This is a genomic window from Burkholderia thailandensis E264, assembly GCF_000012365.1.
GTDB lineage: Bacteria > Pseudomonadota > Gammaproteobacteria > Burkholderiales > Burkholderiaceae > Burkholderia > Burkholderia thailandensis.
Genome location: NC_007651.1, coordinates 2,420,423 through 2,438,334 on the forward strand (window position 1 = coordinate 2,420,423; position 17,912 = coordinate 2,438,334).

The 17,912-nt window shown below is 69.9% G+C and carries 19 protein-coding genes; 16 read left to right on the forward strand and 3 right to left on the reverse strand.

Annotation, left to right across the window (positions count from 1 at the left end; all coding sequences use genetic code 11):
- Positions 1–58 precede the first annotated feature (58 nt).
- The 3 genes from BTH_RS23130 to BTH_RS23140 all read left to right on the forward strand — a co-directional run bounded on the left by BTH_RS23130 (position 59) and on the right by BTH_RS23140 (position 4,057).
- A complete protein-coding gene (locus BTH_RS23130; protein ID WP_009890648.1) occupies positions 59–2,143 on the forward strand; it encodes a 3-hydroxyacyl-CoA dehydrogenase NAD-binding domain-containing protein in 2,085 nt (694 codons plus the stop codon).
- A 35-nt stretch (positions 2,144–2,178) separates the two neighbouring features.
- Entirely contained in the window at positions 2,179–2,817 is a 639-nt protein-coding gene (gene pncA, locus BTH_RS23135) for a bifunctional nicotinamidase/pyrazinamidase (RefSeq protein WP_009890650.1), read from the forward strand.
- A gap of 61 nt (positions 2,818–2,878) precedes the next feature.
- Positions 2,879–4,057, forward strand: a complete 1,179-nt coding sequence (locus BTH_RS23140) for an acetyl-CoA C-acyltransferase (protein WP_009890652.1) — start codon at positions 2,879–2,881, stop codon at positions 4,055–4,057.
- Between the two features lie 324 nt (positions 4,058–4,381).
- On the opposite strand, the gene BTH_RS23150 is transcribed toward BTH_RS23140, so the two are convergent.
- Entirely contained in the window at positions 4,382–4,846 is a 465-nt protein-coding gene (locus BTH_RS23150) for a hypothetical protein (protein ID WP_009890654.1), read from the reverse strand.
- A gap of 678 nt (positions 4,847–5,524) precedes the next feature.
- On the opposite strand from BTH_RS23150, the gene BTH_RS23155 reads away from it, so the two are divergent.
- The 5 genes from BTH_RS23155 (at position 5,525) to BTH_RS23175 (ending at position 9,217) form a co-directional block, all read left to right on the forward strand.
- Positions 5,525–5,839 (forward strand): Dabb family protein, encoded by a 315-nt coding sequence (locus BTH_RS23155; RefSeq protein ID WP_009890658.1) that lies wholly within the window; start codon positions 5,525–5,527, stop codon positions 5,837–5,839.
- Positions 5,836–6,318: a PaaI family thioesterase gene (locus tag BTH_RS23160; protein WP_009890660.1), complete on the forward strand. Its 483-nt coding sequence runs from the start codon at positions 5,836–5,838 to the stop codon at positions 6,316–6,318. Before BTH_RS23155 ends, BTH_RS23160 begins: the two co-directional genes overlap by 4 nt.
- A gap of 87 nt (positions 6,319–6,405) precedes the next feature.
- Positions 6,406–7,404: an NADP-dependent oxidoreductase gene (locus tag BTH_RS23165; protein ID WP_009890661.1), complete on the forward strand. Its 999-nt coding sequence runs from the start codon at positions 6,406–6,408 to the stop codon at positions 7,402–7,404.
- 94 nt (positions 7,405–7,498) lie between these two features.
- Positions 7,499–8,458 carry an alpha/beta hydrolase gene (locus BTH_RS23170; protein ID WP_025404091.1) on the forward strand — a complete coding sequence of 320 codons (960 nt, stop codon included), beginning with the start codon at positions 7,499–7,501 and terminating at the stop codon, positions 8,456–8,458.
- 318 nt (positions 8,459–8,776) lie between these two features.
- Positions 8,777–9,217 (forward strand): GNAT family N-acetyltransferase, encoded by a 441-nt coding sequence (locus tag BTH_RS23175; protein WP_009890665.1) that lies wholly within the window; start codon positions 8,777–8,779, stop codon positions 9,215–9,217.
- Positions 9,218–9,266: 49 nt separating this feature from the next.
- Here BTH_RS23175 and BTH_RS23180 read toward each other — a convergent pair whose 3' ends face one another.
- Together BTH_RS23180 and BTH_RS23185 are read right to left on the reverse strand one after the other, a co-directional pair.
- The gene (locus BTH_RS23180) at positions 9,267–10,118 is read right to left on the reverse strand and encodes an NRDE family protein (protein WP_009890667.1); all 852 of its coding nucleotides are present in this window, start codon (positions 10,116–10,118) and stop codon (positions 9,267–9,269) included.
- Positions 10,119–10,190: 72 nt separating this feature from the next.
- Positions 10,191–11,237: a YgfZ/GcvT domain-containing protein gene (locus BTH_RS23185; protein WP_009890669.1), complete on the reverse strand. Its 1,047-nt coding sequence runs from the start codon at positions 11,235–11,237 to the stop codon at positions 10,191–10,193.
- A 78-nt stretch (positions 11,238–11,315) separates the two neighbouring features.
- On the opposite strand from BTH_RS23185, the gene mltG reads away from it, so the two are divergent.
- From mltG to BTH_RS23225, 8 genes are all read left to right on the forward strand, one after another.
- On the forward strand, positions 11,316–12,335 hold the full coding sequence (mltG, locus tag BTH_RS23190) for an endolytic transglycosylase MltG (protein ID WP_009890671.1): 1,020 nt from the start codon (positions 11,316–11,318) through the stop codon (positions 12,333–12,335).
- Entirely contained in the window at positions 12,336–12,956 is a 621-nt protein-coding gene (gene tmk / locus BTH_RS23195; RefSeq protein WP_009890673.1) for a dTMP kinase, read from the forward strand.
- Between the two features lie 19 nt (positions 12,957–12,975).
- Entirely contained in the window at positions 12,976–14,010 is a 1,035-nt protein-coding gene (locus BTH_RS23200; RefSeq protein ID WP_009890675.1) for a DNA polymerase III subunit delta', read from the forward strand.
- Positions 14,011–14,052: 42 nt separating this feature from the next.
- A complete protein-coding gene (locus BTH_RS23205) occupies positions 14,053–14,559 on the forward strand; it encodes a GNAT family N-acetyltransferase (protein WP_009890676.1) in 507 nt (168 codons plus the stop codon).
- 66 nt (positions 14,560–14,625) lie between these two features.
- Entirely contained in the window at positions 14,626–15,435 is an 810-nt protein-coding gene (locus tag BTH_RS23210; RefSeq protein WP_009890677.1) for a TatD family hydrolase, read from the forward strand.
- An 11-nt stretch (positions 15,436–15,446) separates the two neighbouring features.
- Entirely contained in the window at positions 15,447–16,169 is a 723-nt protein-coding gene (locus BTH_RS23215; RefSeq protein ID WP_009890679.1) for an ankyrin repeat domain-containing protein, read from the forward strand.
- A 73-nt stretch (positions 16,170–16,242) separates the two neighbouring features.
- Positions 16,243–16,596, forward strand: coding sequence for a Rap1a/Tai family immunity protein (locus BTH_RS23220; RefSeq protein ID WP_004192506.1), 354 nt, complete (start codon positions 16,243–16,245; stop codon positions 16,594–16,596).
- 66 nt (positions 16,597–16,662) lie between these two features.
- The gene (locus tag BTH_RS23225; RefSeq protein WP_009890683.1) at positions 16,663–17,847 is read left to right on the forward strand and encodes a mechanosensitive ion channel family protein; all 1,185 of its coding nucleotides are present in this window, start codon (positions 16,663–16,665) and stop codon (positions 17,845–17,847) included.
- The last annotated feature ends 65 nt before the right edge of the window (positions 17,848–17,912 follow it).

Genomic DNA, 17,912 nt, shown 5'->3' on the forward strand with positions numbered 1-17,912 from the left:
TGACCGCATCACAGCTGGCGCCGCCGCACCGGCCGCGCATACGCATGGAGGCAGGCAGATGGCAGTGGACTACACGACTCGCGACGGCGTCGCCGTCATCACGCTCAACAATCCGCCCGTCAACGGCCTCGGCCTGTCGACGCGGCTCGGCATCATGGAAGGGCTCGAACGCGCGCAGCGCGACCCGGCCATCGCGGCGATCGTGCTCGCGGGCGCGGGCCGCGCGTTCTCGGGCGGCGCGGACATCACCGAATTCAACACGCCGAAGGCGCTGCAGGAACCGACGCTGCACACCGTGATCGACGCGGTGGAGGCGAGCGGCAAGCCCGTCGTCGTCGCGATCCACAGCGTCGCGATGGGCGGCGGTCTCGAGCTCGCGCTCGGCGCGCATTACCGCGTCGCGTCGCCCGGCGCGCAGATCGCGCTGCCGGAGGTGAAGCTCGGCCTGTTGCCCGGCGCGGGCGGCACGCAGCGCCTGCCGCGCGCGGTTGGCCTCGAAACCGCGCTGAACATGATCGTCTCCGGCGCGCCCGTGCCGTCCGAGCAACTCGCGAAAAGCGGCCTCTTCGACGCGTTCGTCGAAGGCGACCTGCTCGACGCGGCCGTCGCGTTCGCGCGCAAGGCCGGCGCGGCGAGCGGCCCGCATCCGCGCGTGCGCGATCGCGAGATCGTCCATGACAACGCGGCGGGCTTCATCCAGTTCGCGCGCAACAGCGTGAAGGCCGTCGCGCAGCACTATCCGGCGCCGCACAAGTGCATCGACGCGATCGAGGCGGGCGTGCTGCAAGGCTTCGGCAAGGGACTCGCGTTCGAGCGCGACTGCTTCGTCGCGCTCGTGCAGACGCCCGAGAGCCGCGCGCTGCGCCACGCGTTCTTCGGCGAGCGCGCGGCGAGCAAGATTCCCGACGTGCCGGCCGACACACCCGTGCGCGAGATCAAGTCGGTCGCGGTGATCGGCGCGGGCACGATGGGCGGCGGGATCGCGATGAATTTCCTGAACGCGGGGCTGCCCGTCACGTTGCTCGAGACCAAGCAGGAAGCGCTCGATCGCGGGCTCGCGACGATCCGCAGGAACTACGACGCGCAGGTGAAGAAGGGCAAGCTCACGCAGGAAAAGCTCGACGCGCGGATGGCGCTCATCCGCCCGACGCTCGCATACGACGACCTGAAGGACGCCGATCTCGTGATCGAGGCGGTGTTCGAGGAGCTCGGCGTGAAGGAGCAGGTGTTCAGGCGGCTCGACGAGGTGGCGAAGCCGGGCGCGATCCTCGCGTCGAACACGTCGACGCTCGACGTGAACAAGATCGCCGCGTTCACGAAGCGCCCGCAGGACGTCGTCGGCATGCACTTCTTCAGCCCGGCGAACGTGATGAAGCTGCTCGAAGTGGTGCGCGGCGGGCAGACCGCGAAGGACGTGCTCGCCACCGTGATGCAGCTCGCGAAGAAGATCCGCAAGACGGCGGTCGTGTCCGGCGTGTGCGACGGCTTCATCGGCAACCGGATGGTCGAGCAGTACATCCGCCAGGCGCTCTTCATGCTCGAAGAGGGCGCGCTGCCCGCGCAGGTCGACCGCGCGATCGAGACCTTCGGTTTCGCGATGGGGCCGTTCCGGATGAGCGACCTCGCCGGCAACGACATCGGTTGGGCGATCCGCAAGCGCCGCTACGTCGAGCAGCCGGATCTGCACTACTCGAAGATCGCCGATCGCCTGTGCGAGCAGGGCCGCTTCGGCCAGAAGACGGGCGCGGGCTGGTACGACTACGTGCCGGGCGAGCGCCGGGCGAAACCGTCGAAGCTCGTCGACGAGATGATCGTCGCGTATTCGAGCGAGCGCGGGCTCGAGCGGCGCGAGATCGGCGACGACGAGATCGTCGAGCGGCTCGTCTACTCGCTCGTCAACGAGGGCGCGAAGATCCTTGAGGAGAAGATCGCGTCGAAGGCGTCCGACATCGACATGGTGTACCTGACGGGCTACGGCTTTCCGCTCTGGCGCGGCGGCCCGATGCTGTACGCGGACACGGTCGGCCTCTACAACGTCGAGCGCGCGATGCGCGGCTATGCCCAGCGCGCGAACGGCGATGCGTGGCAGATCGCGCCTTCGATCGTCGAGCTCGCGAAAAGCGGGCGCGGGTTCAACGCGTGACGCGCGGCCGCGTCGCCCATTGACAGAGCATCACGATGCAGCGCACCGACGATGTCCTTCTCGTGATCGACGTGCAGAACGATTTCATGCCGGGCGGCGCGCTCGCGGTTGCGCACGGCGACGAAATCGTGCCGGTGATCAACCGGCTCGCCGCGCGCTTCGATCACGTCGTGCTGACGCAGGACTGGCATCCGCGCGATCACGTGTCGTTCGCGGCGAACCATCCGGGCCGCGCGCCGTTCTCGACCGTCGAGCTGCCGTACGGCGAGCAGGTGCTGTGGCCCGTGCATTGCGTGCAGGGCACGCAAGGCGCGGCGCTGCACGGCGATCTCGACATTCCGCACGCGCGGCTCGTGATCCGCAAGGGTCATGACGCGTCGGTCGACAGCTACTCGGCGTTCGTCGAAGCCGATCGCACGACGCCGACGGGGCTTGCCGGCTATCTGCGCGAGCTCGGCGCGAAGCGCGTGTGGTGCTGCGGGCTCGCGACGGACTATTGCGTCGCGTGGTCCGCGCTCGACGCGCGCGCCGCGGGCTTCGGCGCCGCCGTGATCGAGGACGCGTGCCGCGCGATCGATCTCGACGGCTCGCTCGCGCGCGCATGGGCGTCGCTCGCGGCGGCGGGCGTCGCGCGCGTGCGGTCGGCCGACGCCCATCCCGGCGTCGATCCGTGATCATCGCCGTCGTTCATTTCATCGCATATCGATCCACAGAATTCAGAATCAGGAGACTCGGATGACCGAAGCCGTAATCGTATCGACCGCCCGCACGGGGCTCGCGAAATCCTGGCGCGGCGCGTTCAACATGACGCACGGCGCGACGCTCGGCGGCCACGTGGTCGCGGCCGCCGTCGCGCGCGCGAAGCTCGATCCCGCGCGCGTCGAGGACGTGCTGATCGGCTGCGCGAATCCCGAGGGCGCGACGGGCGCGAACATCGCGCGGCAGATCGCGCTGCGCGCGGGGTTGCCCGTCAGCGTGCCGGGGATGACCGTCAACCGTTTCTGCTCGTCGGGATTGCAGACGATCGCGCTCGCCGCGCAGCGCGTGATCGCGGGCGAGGGCGACGTGTTCGTCGCGGGCGGGGTCGAATCGATCTCGTGCGTGCAGAACGAGATGAACCGGCACATGCTGCGCGAGGGCTGGCTCGACGCGCACAAGCCGGAGATCTACTGGTCGATGCTGCAGACGGCCGAGAACGTCGCGAAGCGCTACGGCATCGCGAAGGAGCGCCAGGACGAGTACGGCGTGAATTCGCAGCTTCGCGCGGCGGCCGCGCAGGCCGCGGGGCGATTCGACGCGGAGATCGTGCCGATCACCGTGCGCGCGGGCGTCGCCGACAAGGCGACGGGCCGTCTCTACACGAAGGACGTGACGCTCGCCGCCGACGAGGGCATTCGGCCCGACACGACGCTCGAAGGCGTCGCGAAGATCCGCTCGGCGCTGCCGGGAGGCGTGATTACCGCGGGCAACGCGAGCCAGTTCTCGGACGGCGCGGCCGCGTGCGTCGTGATGAACGCGAAGCTCGCCGAGCGCGAGGGCCTCGCGCCGCTCGGCATTTTCCGCGGTTTCGCGGTGGCCGGCTGCGAGCCGGACGAGATGGGCATCGGGCCCGTCTACGCGGTGCCGAAGCTGTTGAAGCAGGCGGGGCTCAAGGTGTCCGACATCGATCTGTGGGAGCTGAACGAGGCGTTCGCGGTGCAGGTGCTCTATTGCCGCGACACGCTCGGGATTCCCGACGATCGGCTGAACGTGAACGGCGGCGCGATCGCGGTCGGCCATCCGTACGGCGTGTCGGGCGCGCGGCTCACGGGCCATGCGCTGATCGAGGGCAAGCGGCGCGGCGCGAAATACGTGGTCGTGACGATGTGCATCGGCGGCGGGCAGGGCGCGGCGGGATTGTTCGAGGTGGTGTGACGGCGGCACGCGCCGGGGCCGACCGTGCGCCGTTCGGCGGCATCGCCGCGTCGATCGGACGGGTTCCCGCCGCCGCGCGCGTATTTTGCCGCGACATCGAACAAGCGGCAGGCGCTCGACATCGGATCGATCCCGCCGCCGCGCGCTTCGTCGATCGGCGCGCGCCAGCGCGCATCGCGCGCTCGAACACGTATCGCGCGGCCGAGGCGGGCGGAACGCAGGCACGCACGAACGCACGAACGCACGAACGCATGCAGGGCGCTCGACCTTGCGCCGGCCGGCCCGGCGCGCCGGGCAAGCGGACCTCGGCGGTCGTTCCGCTAGTTAGTATTTCGGCGGTTTTCTCACGAAGGGCGACGGTATGCCCGCAAGCTTGCGGTCGATCGTTCCGTCCTTGATGCCTTCCAACTGAAGCGCGCGCTGCAACGGCGACGCGGGCGTGACGGGCTTCGCTTTGTTGTGCCGGGGCGCGACGCCGAGCCGCTTGCCGAGATGGTAGATGCCGGAAAGCGTGCGTGCTTCCCATCCCGGATACTTGCCGTTCGCGACCCAGTCACGCGTCAGAAAATAGTGCTCGACACAGGCCATGATTTCGTCGTCCTTGTCGACGAGATTGCCGGGCAAATTCGGCGGCGGCGAAACGCCGCCGAAACCGGCGTTCCGCACCAGGTACAGATCGCGTGCAATCCGTTCGGACCGTTCGGTGGCGGACGAGATGCCCAACACGGTCGAGTAGTGGCGATCCCAGCGCGCGATGAGCGTGCGGATCGTCGATTCCTTGGGGAACACTTTGCGCTCCTTGCGTTCAGGTGGAGCATGCGCGAACCGACCGCCGACGTCGCATCGCTCCCGTCTCCGATGTGTCCGGGCGTCATTCGAGTGTCGGGCGGCGGCGTCTTTGGCAGGATTCGACGTGGCGCGGGAATCGGCATTCGGATGCCCGATCGCGCGGCGATGCGCGCCGTCGGCGTTCGGCGCGGCTATCGTCAGGCAAAAAGCAGTATAGGACGAGCGGCGCGATTAGCCAGCGCCCCGTCGGCCGCGTGCGAGGGCGCAGCGTGTGACGGCGAACGCGCGGGCGGCGAGCCGTGGCGAACCGGCCCCCGGTTCGTGCGCCGCACAAGGAGGCGCAATGCCGGGCGACGGGGGCCGGATCTGCCGCGCGTTTCGCACTCGCCCGCGCGCTGCCGCTTCGCGGGACTTTGCGCAAGACCCATCGGAATCGATAAGTTTGGTAGGCTTGCTGTCTGCCTCGGCGCGGCGGATGTCGGCGGCGATTTCGAGCGGCTCGGGCAAACGACGGATGTCGGCGGACTTCCCGGATCGCCGGATCGCCGTCGCCGAGAACGCCTCTGGCTTTGGCGGCGGGCGCTGCGGCCAAGCATGCGGGCGGCTGCGCGCATCGGAAGCGGGCCGCGCGCCGGCGAGGCGAATATTGACGAACGATTGCGAAGGGCGACGAACACCATGATCAGACACATCGTAAGCTGGAAACTCAAGGAATCGGCCGAAGGCGCGACGCGCGCGCAGAACGCGCAGAAGCTGAAGGAAAAGCTCGAAGCGTGCCGCGGCATCGTGCCGGGGCTGCTCCATCTCGAAGTCGGGCTCGCGACGCCCGGCCTCGAGGCGACCTGCGACGTCGTGCTCGTCTCTGATTTCGCCGACAAGGCCGCGCTCGACGCGTATCAGGTGCATCCGGTGCACGAGGCGGTGAAGAAATTCGTCGGCGCGGTGCGCGAGAGCCGCGAGTGCATCGATTATCTCGTCGACGACGTGCGATGAGCGCCGGTTCCGCCACGACCGGCCGCGAGCCGGCGATCGAAAGCCCGTTCGTCGACGCGCTCGGCGTGCAGCTCGTGTCCGCGAAGGACGGCGCGAGCGAGATCGTGCTGCCGCTCGACGAGCAGCACATGAACACGTGGAACATCGCGCACGGCGGCGTCACGATGACGCTGGCCGACGTCGCGCTCGCGATGGCCGCGCGCAGCCTGACCGACGACGGCGTCGGCGTCGTCACGGTCGAGATGAAGGTGAATTTCATGCAGCCGGGGCGGGGCGAGTTGCGCGCGTACGGCCGCGTGCTGCACCGCTCGACGACGATGGCGTATTGCGAAGGCGAGGTCCGCGACAGCGCGGGCCATTTCGTCGCGAAGGCGCTCGGCACGTTCAAGTACATGAAGCGGCTCGCGGTCGGCCGCGACATCGCGCGGCAGCGCACCCGCACCGATCCGGGCGCGCATCCCGGCCCGAGCGACGCGTGATGCAATCGAGCGGCCCCGCCCATCGGCGGGGCCGTTTGCCGTCGGCGCGGCCGCGCGCGCGACGATGGACAGACAAGGAGGCAGGCGATGTCTCAAATCAACCGGCAAGTGCTGCTCGTATCGCGCCCCGAGCGCGAGGCGAGCGTCGATAACTTCAAGCTCGTCGAGACGCCGCTCGCGCCGCTCGCCGACGGCGAGGTGCGGGTGCGCAACCATTTCCTGTCGATCGATCCGTACATGCGCGGGCGAATGAATGCGGGAAGGTCGTACGCCGAACCGCAGCCGCTCGGCGAGGTGATGGGCGGCGGCACCGCGGGCGAGGTCGTCGAGTCGCGCAATCCGGCGTTCGCCGTCGGCGACAGGGTGATCGGCGCGTACGGCTGGCAGGAGTACGGCACGTCGACGGGCAAGGAGCTGCGCAAGGTCGACACGACGCACGTGCCGCTGTCCGCGTATCTCGGGCCCGTCGGCATGCCCGGCGTGACCGCGTGGTACGGCCTGAACCGGATCATCCGGCCGCGCGCGGGCGAGACGATCGTCGTCAGCGCGGCGAGCGGCGCGGTCGGCAGCGTGGCCGGGCAGCTCGCGAAGCTTGCCGGGTGCCGCGCGGTCGGCGTCGCGGGCGGCGCGGACAAATGCCGCTACGTCGTCGACACGCTCGGCTTCGACGCGTGCGTCGACTACAAGGCGGGCCGGCTCGCAGAAGATCTCGCGGCAGCCGCGCCGGACGGCGTCGACGGCTATTTCGAGAACGTCGGCGGCGCGGTGCTCGACGCGACGCTCGCGCGAATGAATCCGTTCGGCCGCGTCGCGATGTGCGGGATGATCGCCACGTACGACGGCGCGCCGGCGCCGCTCGCGAACCCGGCGCTGATACTGCGCGAGCGGCTGCTCGTGCAGGGCTTCATCGTGTCCGAGCACTTCGACGTGTGGCCCGAGGCGCTCGCGCAGCTCGCGTCGCTCGTCGCGCGCCAGCAGCTGCATTATCGGGAGACGATCGCGCAGGGCATCGAGCGTGCCCCCGACGCGCTGCTCGGGCTGTTGAAGGGGCGCAATTTCGGCAAGCAGCTCGTCGCGCTCGTCTGACGCGTCGTGGCATCATACGGCGCTTGTCCGGGCGCTTTCGCCGGCGCGCTCGCGCCGCTCGCCTGGCTGTATGTTTCGCCGTTTGCCCTTGACGATGCCGCTGAACCCGAAGATCGCGCAGGTGCTCGACATGATCGAGCGCGCAAAACGTCCCGATTATCACGAACAGACGCCCGCGCAGGCGCGCGCGGCGTACGAGAAGAGCGCGCCGATCCTCGACGTCGCGCCCGCGCCGATGTTTTCGATCGAAGAGCTGCGCGTGCCGTCGCGCGACGGCGGCGCGTTCGGCGCGCGGCTCTATCTGCCCGTCGAGCCGAGTCTCGCCGAGCCGCTGCCCGCGCTCGTCTACTATCACGGCGGCGGCTTCACGGTCGGCAGCGTGAACACGCACGACGCACTGTGCCGGATGTTCGCGCGCGATGCGCATTGCGCGGTGCTGTCGGTCGATTACCGGCTTGCGCCGGAGCACAAGTTTCCGACGGCGGTCGACGACGCGGAGGACGCGCTCGTGTGGCTGCACGCGCATGCGTCGCGCTTCGGGATCGATCAGGCGCGGCTCGCGGTCGGCGGCGACAGCGCGGGCGGCACGCTCGCGACGGTGTGCGCGGTGCTCGCGCGCGAGCGCGGGATCGCGCTCGCGCTGCAACTGCTGGTCTATCCGGGCACGACGGGGCATCAGCAGACCGCATCGCACGCGCGGCTCGCGAAGGGTTATTTGCTGTCGGCGGATACGATCCAGTGGTTTTTCGACCATTACGTGCGCGACGCGTCGGATCGCGACGACTGGCGCTTCGCGCCGCTCGACGGCACGCGCGGCGCGCCGTCGTTCGAGCGCGTCGCGCCCGCGTGGATCGCGACGGCGGAGTACGATCCGCTATCCGACGAGGGGGACGCGTACGCGGACAAGCTGCGCGCGGCGGGCAACCGGGTGACGCTTGTCGCGTACGCGGGGATGATTCACGAGTTTTTCAAGATGGGCGGCTTCGTGCCGGAAGTCAGGCTTGCGCATGCGGACGCGGCGGGCGCGTTGCGCGCGGCATTCGACGGCGCTTGAGCGCGGGCGATTCGACGCGGCGCGCAATCCGCGGGACGGGACGTGCGTCATGGGGCGCATGAAATACCGGGCGGCCCGCCGCGGCGCGTGGCGGCTTGCAGCGGCCCATGTCGGCGGGTGAGGCCGTCTGGACGGCGGGGTTGGCCGATCGGCCGATTGCCTCGGCATCGCGCTCGGCACACAGTACGGCTTGAAGCGGGCCGTTCCCGGCGGGGGCACGTGCGGCATGCGCGTGAGACGACGGCCGGACGATCGGCGCGCGAAAATGCGGCCCGCCGCATCGCGTACGGCGAGAATCAGCTTGCAAGGGGCAGACATATGGAGAGCATCGAGATCGAGACCGGCGACTGGTCGCGCCTCGGCGGCGACGCTTCGCGGATCCGCGAAGCGGTGTTCGTGCGCGAGCAGCGCATTCCGGCCGAGCTTGATCTCGACGACGACGATCCGCACGCGCGGCACGCGGTCGCGTATCTGGTCGACGGGGCGGCGGGGGCGCGGCGCGCGGTGGCGACCGGGCGGCTCTTGCCGACCGGGGCGATCGGCCGGGTGTCGGTGCTCGCCGACGCGCGCGGCCGCGGCGTCGGCTCGCGGCTACTGGGCGCGCTCCTCGCCGAAGCGCGGGCACGCGGCGACGCGCTCGTGCGGCTCTATGCGCAGCAGCGTGCGGTTGCGTTCTATTTGCGGATCGGCTTTCGGATCGTCGGCGAGCCGTTCGTCGAGGCGGGCGTGCCGCATATCGAGATGGCGCGCGAGCCGTGAGCGGGGCGGGATGCCGGCGGGCGCGCGTGCCGATGCGCCGCCGCCCCGATTACCGCCGCGCTTGGCCGCTTGCGTCGACGTCGAACGTGAACGCGCGCTCGAACGCGCCCGGCCGCACGATCCGGTGCGAGCCGTCGTCGTCGCAGCGCTCCTTCACGTCGAACCTGAGCCGCCCTTCGATGTCGCGCGCGACCCGCAGCACGGTCGTGCCGCGCGATCCGTATTCGGGCGTCTCGATGAACGCCGCGGACAGCGCGCGCTCACGCTCGAGTGGAATGCCCGTGTGCGGCAGCGCGTCGTCGTCGGCCTCGCGGGTGTCGCGCATCAACTCGATCAGCGCATCGAGCGGCGCCGCTGCGTCGTCGGTGAGCAGCGCGCCGAGCGCGCTGCGCTTGCCGACGAGTTTCGGCCACGGCGTGTCGAGCCGCGCGTTCGACAGCCCGTGCATGCCGGGCGCGACGGATACGGGCGCATCGGGCGCGGGTTGCGCGTCGGCCGGCCGATTGCAGTACCACGCGAGCTCGCCGCGCGCGACGTCGCCCGCGAGCAGCGTGAAGCCGTTATAGAACACGGCCTTCTCGGCGACGTTCGCGAGATAGTCGAGCGGCGCGACGTTCTCGCCCGTCAGGAATTCGGACACGAGCTTGCCGCGTGTCGGCGCGCCCGCGCGTATGTCGAACGGCGCACGATAGTTGGTGAGCGCGGCGAAGCGGCCGTCGCGCGCGACGCCGAGCCACGTGCCGCCGCCTTCGAGATCACGGCCGGCGAGCACGTGCGGCGCGTCGCTCCACCATGCGAGCGGCGCGCTCGTGCGGCGGAAGAATTCGTCGCGGTTCGCGGCAAGCGTCAGCACCGGGCCGTGCGCGGCGTCGGGCTGCCAATCGAATACGATCAGGCACATCGGGCGATATCCTCGCTGGGTGAGGCCGGACGGCGCGCCGCGGTGCGTGCGGGGCCGGCGGCGCACGCGCCGTCAGGCTTCGACGGGCAACGCGTAGGGAAGCGGCAGGAACGTGAGCGCCGGTCCGCCCGCGGACGCCAGGTGGACCGATCCGCTTTCGAGCGCGGCGAGCTTGATCTCGACGAGCGCGTCGACGCCGCCTTCGGGCGCCGCCGCCGCGTTCACGATCATCCCGCACGGCTGACCGGGATCGTCCGAATGATAGAGCTCGACGCCCGCATGCGCGGCGTCGGTGCCGACCGCGACGTGCGCGAGCGCGGTGCGGCGCTTGATCGTGCCCCGGTACTGGCTGCGCGCGACGACTTCCTGGCCCGGATAGCAGCCCTTGCGGAAGTTGACGCCGCCGATCACGTCGAAGTTGACCATCTGCGGGACGAATTGCTCGACGGCGGGCAGCGTGACGCGCGGCTCGCCCGCGCGCACGTCAAGCCAATCCCAGACGGCGGCCGACACGCGCGGCAGCGCCGCTTCGAGCGCGGGCAGGCGCGCGTCGAGCTCGGCGCGCGCGGCGATCCACAGGTAGCGCGCGCGGCCGGCCGCGTCGGGCAGCCGCACGAGCGCGCCGGCGGGCGCGTCGACCTTCGTGTGGATGCCGTCCGGCAGCGCGTCGAAGATGCCCGACAGCGCGGCGCGCACGTCGCCCGCGAAGCCGACCGCGACGTGCGTGCCGCCCGCGTCGGCGAGCTTCGCCTTCGCGCGCAGCACGAACATCGACAGGCGCTTTTGCACCGCGGGCTGGACGTCCTTCGATACGAGCAGGCGCACGTCATGGCCGGCGCGCCACGCGAGGAACGACGCGAGCAGGCGCCCCTTCGGCGAGCAGTAGCCGGCGAGGCGCGCGCTCGCGGCGTCGAGATGCTCGATGTCGTTCGTCAGTTGGCCGTGCAGGAACGTTGCGGCGTCGGCGCCCGTCACGTCGACGATGCCGAATTGCTCGAGCACCGCGAACGCGCCGCGCTCGAGCACGGCGGCGAAATCGTCGGCATCGGGACGGGGCAGCGTCGGCAGCGCGGTGGGGGCGGCGGCCTGCGCGGCCGGAGAGGCGATCGGTGTGCTCATGGAATGAGGGAACAGTCAATCCTGACTTTGGAAGAGGCGAGCAAGTATTATATGGGTCTTGCCTGATTCACGTTTCGCATGTCCCTACTGAAGAAGTGCGCCGCGCTCGCGGCGCTCGCCGTCGTATTGCTGGGCGCCGCGTGCGCGGGCGGCGCCTATTATTGGGCCACCCGGCCGCTCGCGCTCGCCGCGCCGACCCTCGATGTCACGATCAAGCCCCGCAGCAGCGTGCGCAGCGTCGCGCAGCAGCTCATGCACGGCGGCGTGCCTGTCGAGCCGCGCCTGTTCGTCGCGATGACGCGCGCGCTGTTCCTGTCGAGCCGCCTCAAGTCAGGCAACTACGAGTTCAAGACGGGCGTGACGCCTTACGACGTGCTGCAGAAGGTTGCGCGCGGGGACGTCAACGAATACGTCGTGACCGTGATCGAGGGCTGGACGTTCAGGCGCATGCGCGCGGAGCTCGACGCGAATGCGGCGCTCACGCATTCGAGCGCGGGGATGAGCGACGCGGCGCTGTTGCGCGCAATCGGCGCGTCCGACGAGGCTGTCGCGCGCGGCGCGGGCGAGGGGCTGTTCTTTCCGGATACCTACCTGTTCGACAAGGGCACGAGCGATCTGAACGTCTATCGGCGCGCATACCGGCTGATGCAGACGCGCCTTGCCGACGCGTGGACCGCGCGCCGGCCCGGCCTGCCGTTCAAGACGCCTTACGAGGCGCTGACGGTCGCGTCGCTCATCGAAAAGGAGACGGGGCACGCGGCCGATCGCGCGTTCGTGTCGGGCGTGTTCGCGAACCGCCTGCGGGCCGGGATGCCGCTGCAGACCGATCCTTCGGTGATCTACGGAATGGGCGACGCGTACGCGGGGCGGTTGCGCAAGCACGATCTGCAGACCGACACTCCGTACAATACCTACACGCGCCGCGGGCTGCCCCCGACGCCGATCGCGCTGCCGGGCGAGGCGGCGCTCTACGCCGCAGTGAACCCGGCGGCGACGTCCGCGCTCTATTTCGTCGCGAAGGGCGACGGCACGAGCGTCTTTTCCGACACGCTCGGGGATCACAACAAGGCCGTGGACAAATACATACGAGGTCAATGAATGGCGCGTGGCAAATTCATCACGTTCGAAGGGATCGACGGCGCGGGCAAGACCACACATCTGCAGTGGTTCTGCGACCGGCTCCAGGAAAGGCTCGGGCCGGCCGGCCGGCACGTCGTCGTCACCCGCGAGCCGGGCGGCACGCGGCTCGGCGAGACGCTGCGCGAGATTCTCCTGAACCAGCCGATGGATCTCGAGACCGAGGCGCTGCTGATGTTCGCCGGCCGGCGCGAGCATCTCGCGCTCGTGATCGAGCCCGCGCTCGCGCGCGGCGACTGGGTCGTGTCGGACCGCTTCACCGATGCGACGTTCGCATACCAGGGCGGCGGGCGCGGGCTGCCGCGCGACAAGCTCGAGGCGCTCGAGCGCTGGGTGCAGGGCGGCTTCCAGCCGGACCTGACGGTGCTGTTCGACGTGCCGCCGCAGATCGCGAGCGCGCGGCGCGGCGCCGTGCGGATGCCGGACAAGTTCGAGAGCGAATCGGACGCGTTCTTCGCGCGCACCCGCGCCGAGTACCTGCGCCGCGCGCAGGAGGCGCCGCATCGGTTCGTGATCGTCGATTCGAGCGAGCCGATTGCCCAGATCCGCAAGCAGCTCGAAGGCGTGCTCGCCGCGCTGTGACGATAGGAAGACGCGAACGATGATCTATCCGTGGCAAACCGACGACTGGGCCCGCCTGCAGGCGCTGCGCGCGCATTGGCCGCACGCGCTGTTGCTGTACGGCCAGGCGGGCATCGGCAAGCTCGCCTTCGCTCGGCATCTCGCGAAGGGCTTCTTGTGCGAAACGCCGCGCGAGAACGGCGAGCCGTGCGGCGCGTGCGCCGCGTGCACGTGGTTCGAGCAGGGCAACCACCCCGACTACCGGATCGTCGTGCCGGAGGCGCTCGCGGCCGAGCTGCCGGGCGCGGCCGACGAGCCGAAGGCCGCCGATGCCGACGAGGGCGGCAAGAAAACCAAGACGCCGAGCAAGGAAATCAAGATCGAGCAGGTGCGCGCGCTTGTCGACTTCTGCGGGATCGCGTCGCATCGCGGCGGCGCGCGCGTCGTCGTGCTGTATCCGGCCGAGGCGCTCAATGTCGCGGCTGCGAACGCGCTGCTCAAGACGCTCGAGGAGCCGCCGTCGGGCGTCGTGTTCCTGCTCGTGTCCGCGCGCATCGACCGGCTGCTGCCGACGATCGTGAGCCGCTGCCGGCAATGGCCGATGACGGTGCCCGCACCCGATGCGGCCGCCGCGTGGCTTGCCGCGCAGAACGTGGCGGACGCGAACGCGCTTCTCGCCGAAGCGGGCGGCGCGCCGCTCGCCGCGCTCGCGCTGGCGAGCGACGAGAACCGGCCGCTGCGCGACTGGACGCTCGCACAGCTCGCGGCGGGCGCCGCGTGCGATCCGTTCGCGTGCGGCGAGACGCTGCAGAAGCTGCCCGTGCCCGTCGTGCTCGGCTGGCTGCAGCGCTGGCTGTACGACCTGCTCGCCGAGCGCGCGGCGGGCGCGCCGCGCTATTTCCCCGCGCAGCGCGCGGCGCTCGCGCGCTGCGCGGCGGCCGTCGACGCGAATGCATTCGCGCGCTTGCTGAAGACGGTCACGCGGCAGCGCGCGGTGGAGAATCATCCGCTCAGCGCGCGCCTCGTGTTCGAAGAGTTGTTCCTCGGTTATCGCGAATTGTTCGCGTCGTCCTGACCGACCGTTTCGCCCAGCCGTTTCGTCCATCGGATCGCTTTCATGACCCAGCTTGCCTACCGCGATGCCACGCCCGCCGATCTGCCGGCGATCGTCGCCATCTACAATTCGACGGTCGCGTCGCGCCGCGTGACGGCCGACACCGAGCCCGTGACCGTCGACAGCCGCCGCGCGTGGTTCGACGCGCACAATCCGCATGCGCGGCCGCTGTGGGTGGTCGAGGAGGCGGGGCGGGTGATCGCGTGGCTGAGCTTCTCCGATTTCTACGGCCGGCCCGCATACGGGCACACCGCGGAGATCAGCATCTATCTCGACGAGGCCGCGCGCGGCAGCGGGCTCGGCAGCCGGCTGCTCGAGGCGGCGCTCGCGAAAGCACCCGAGCTCGGCGTGCACACGGCGCTCGGCTTCATCTTCGGCCATAACGAACCGAGCCTGCGGCTCTTCGCGCGCCACGGCTTCACGACCTGGGGCACGCTGCCGCGCGTCGCGGTGCTCGACGGCGTCGAGCGCGATCTCGTGATCGTCGGCAAGCGGCTCGCCGACGCATAGGCGCGCACGGCGCGGCGAGCGGGCGCGTCGGCCCGCCGGCGCACGCAGCGCAGCAAGGAATTCAACATGTACGTCGATTCACACTGTCACATCAATTTCGAAGGGCTCGCCGACCGTCTGCCGCAAGTGCTGGACAACATGCGCGAGCACGGCGTCACGCACGCGCTCTGCGTGTCGGTCGATCTCGAGACGCTGCCCGCCGTGCTCGCCATCGCGCGCGATCACGACAACGTTTTCGCGTCGGTCGGCGTGCATCCGGACCACGAGGACGCGAAGGAGCCGACGGTGGCCGAGCTCATCGAGCTCGCCGCGCATCCGAAGGTCGTCGCGATCGGCGAGACGGGCCTCGACTACTACCGGCTCGATGGCCGCTCGATCGCCGACATGGAATGGCAGCGCGAGCGCTTTCGCACGCACATCCGCGCCGCGCACGCGACGGGCAAGCCGCTCATCGTCCACACGCGGGCGTCGTCGCAGGACACGCTGCGGATCATGGCCGAGGAGCGCGCGAGCGTGCCGGGCGGCGTGATGCACTGCTTCACCGAGCCCTGGCCTGTCGCCGAGGCGGCGCTCGCGCAGAACTTCCACATCTCGCTTTCCGGCATCGTCACGTTCAAGAGCGCGACCGACGTGCAGGACGTCGCGCGGCGCGTGCCGCTTGACCGGCTGCTGATCGAAACCGATTCGCCGTACCTCGCGCCCGTGCCGTATCGCGGCAAGCCGAATGAACCTGCGTACGTCAGCCATGTCGGACGTTTTATCGCGGCGCAACGCGGGATGCCCGACGAGGCGCTCGGCGCCGCGACGTCGCAGAACTTTTTCCGGCTGTTCAAGATCGCCCGCACGGGCGACGCCAGCCCAGTCAACCAGGGGTAGGAGCTGAAAAAATGAAGTCGATCAAGCACTTGTCGAAACAACGCACGATGGGCGCCGTGCTGCGCACGCTCGCGGTGGCGGGTGGGCTCGGCGCGCTCGCGGCGGCGTCCGCGCATGCGGAGTCGCTGGACGGGATCGTGAAGGCCGTCAAGTTCGACGACATCAAGGACATCGCGAAACAACTGAAGAATGGCCTCGACCCGAACACGGTGGCGCCGAACGGCGATCCGCTTCTCGTGATCGCCGCGCGCGAGAAGTCCGACCAGGTCGCCGCCGCGCTCGCGGCCGCGCCGAACGTCGATCTCGGCAAGGAAGACAAGGCGGGCGAGAACGCGCTGATGCTCGCCGCGCTGAACGGCGATCTGCCGCTCGTGAAGCTGCTCGTCGACAAGGGCGCGGAAGTGAGTAAGAAGGGCTGGTCGCCGCTCCACTATGCAGCGACGAACGGCAACGACGAGGTCGTCAAGTATCTGATCGACAAGTCCGCGTACATCGACGCCGCGTCGCCGAACGGCACGACGCCGCTGATGATGGCCGCGCGCGGCAACCACGGCTCGACCGTCACGCTGCTGCTCGATCAGGGCGCCGATCCCGCGCTGAAGAACCAGCTCGGCATCACCGCGCTCGACTTCGCGAAGCACTACAACGCGCCGGACGCGACCGCGATCCTGTCGAAGCGCACGGTGCGCATCGGCGATGCGCCAGCGCCCGATGCGCAAAAGAGTGCAAAATAAGGGTTTTTGGCGCGGCGGCTTGCCGCGCCTTTCGAAGTATCGGCGGTTTCGCCTTCTGACATAAGGAAGATTCATGTTGCGGGCTATGTTTTGCGCCGCCGCGTTCGCCGTGCCGCTGACGGCGGCCGCCTTCACGGCCGGCGACCTCGATAAGCTGTGCGCGAAGACCGACGTCAAGTCGCGCGCGTCGTGCGCGGCGTACATCGAGGGCGCGGCGGACGGCGTCTACAACACGATCGACGCGATCGGCGGCACCACGGGGCCGCGCGTCGGCCAGTACTTCTGCCTGCCGCCCGACATCAAGGCGCAGCAGATGACCGATGCGGTGCGCAAGTACATCGCGGAGAATCCGAAGCTCGCCGACTACAACGCGAGCACGGCAGTGTCGCTCGGACTCGGCAAGGCGTTTCCCTGCCGCAGCTATTGATCCGGGCCGGCCGCCGCCCTGGCGCGGGGACGCGTTCCCCGCGAACCTGACGGAGACACGGCGCGCATGTTGACGATCGACGACCTGTGGCGCATCGCCGATGCGCCGCTCCACACCTGGCTCGGCACGCTCGTCGTGTCGGCGCTCGTCTTGCTCGCGGTCGCGGGCATTCACCGGATCGGCGCGCGCATCGTCGTGCCGATCGCCCGGCCTTATCCGTTCATGAGCGTGATCGTGTCGTATATCGACCGGCCGTCGCTCGCGCTGCTGTCGTGCCTCGCCCTCGAATTCCTGTGGCTGCAGGCCGACACGCTGCCGCACGCGGGCGGGTTGCGCACGCTTGCCGCAGTCGGCACGATCGCGGCGCTCACGTGGCTGCTGATGCGCCTGGCCGCCGCGGTCGGCGACGCGATCATCCGCGCGCATCCGATCGACACGCCCGACAACCTCGAGGCGCGCCGCATCCACACGCAGACGCGCGTGCTCGCGCGGACCGTGATGGTGTTGATCGTGGTGATCGGCACGGGCGCGGCGCTGATGACGTTCCCGAACGTGCGGCAGGTCGGCGCGAGCCTGCTCGCATCGGCGGGCGTCGCGGGCCTCGTCGCCGGTATCGCCGCGCGGCCGGTGCTCGGCAATCTGATCGCCGGGCTGCAGATCGCGCTGTCGCAGCCGATCCGGCTCGACGACGTCGTTATCATCCAGGGCGAGTGGGGGCGCATCGAGGAGATCACGGGCACCTACGTGTCGGTGCGCTTATGGGACCAGCGCCGGCTCGTCGTGCCGCTGCAGTGGTTCATCGAGAATCCGTTTCAGAACTGGACGCGCAGCAGCGCCGAGCTGATCGGCACCGTGTTCCTGTATGTCGACTATCGGCTGCCGCTCGAGCCGCTGCGCGCGGAGCTTGCGCGGATCGTCGCCGGCGCGCCCGAGTGGGACGGCCGCGTGCAGGTGCTGCAGGTGACGGACGCAACCGAGCGCTCGATGCAGCTGCGCGCGCTCGTCAGCGCGCGAGATTCGTCGCTGGCTTGGGATTTGCGCTGCCGCGTGCGCGAAGGGCTCATCGCATTCATCAACGCGCACTATCCGCACTGCCTGCCGCGCGAGCGCGCCGAATGGACGACGCCGGACGCAGCCGCGCGCGAGCCGCGTCCGGGCGAACGCGCGCGCGAGCCGGCCGCGAGCACGGCGGCGTTCACCGCGGCGGACCCGACAACGTCCGAGACCGGTGTGCCGCGCGCGCCGCATTGAGCGCGGCGCGCCGGGGCGGGCAGTGCGCCGCGCGCCGTGCCGCGGGGCGCGCAACGCGAGACGGG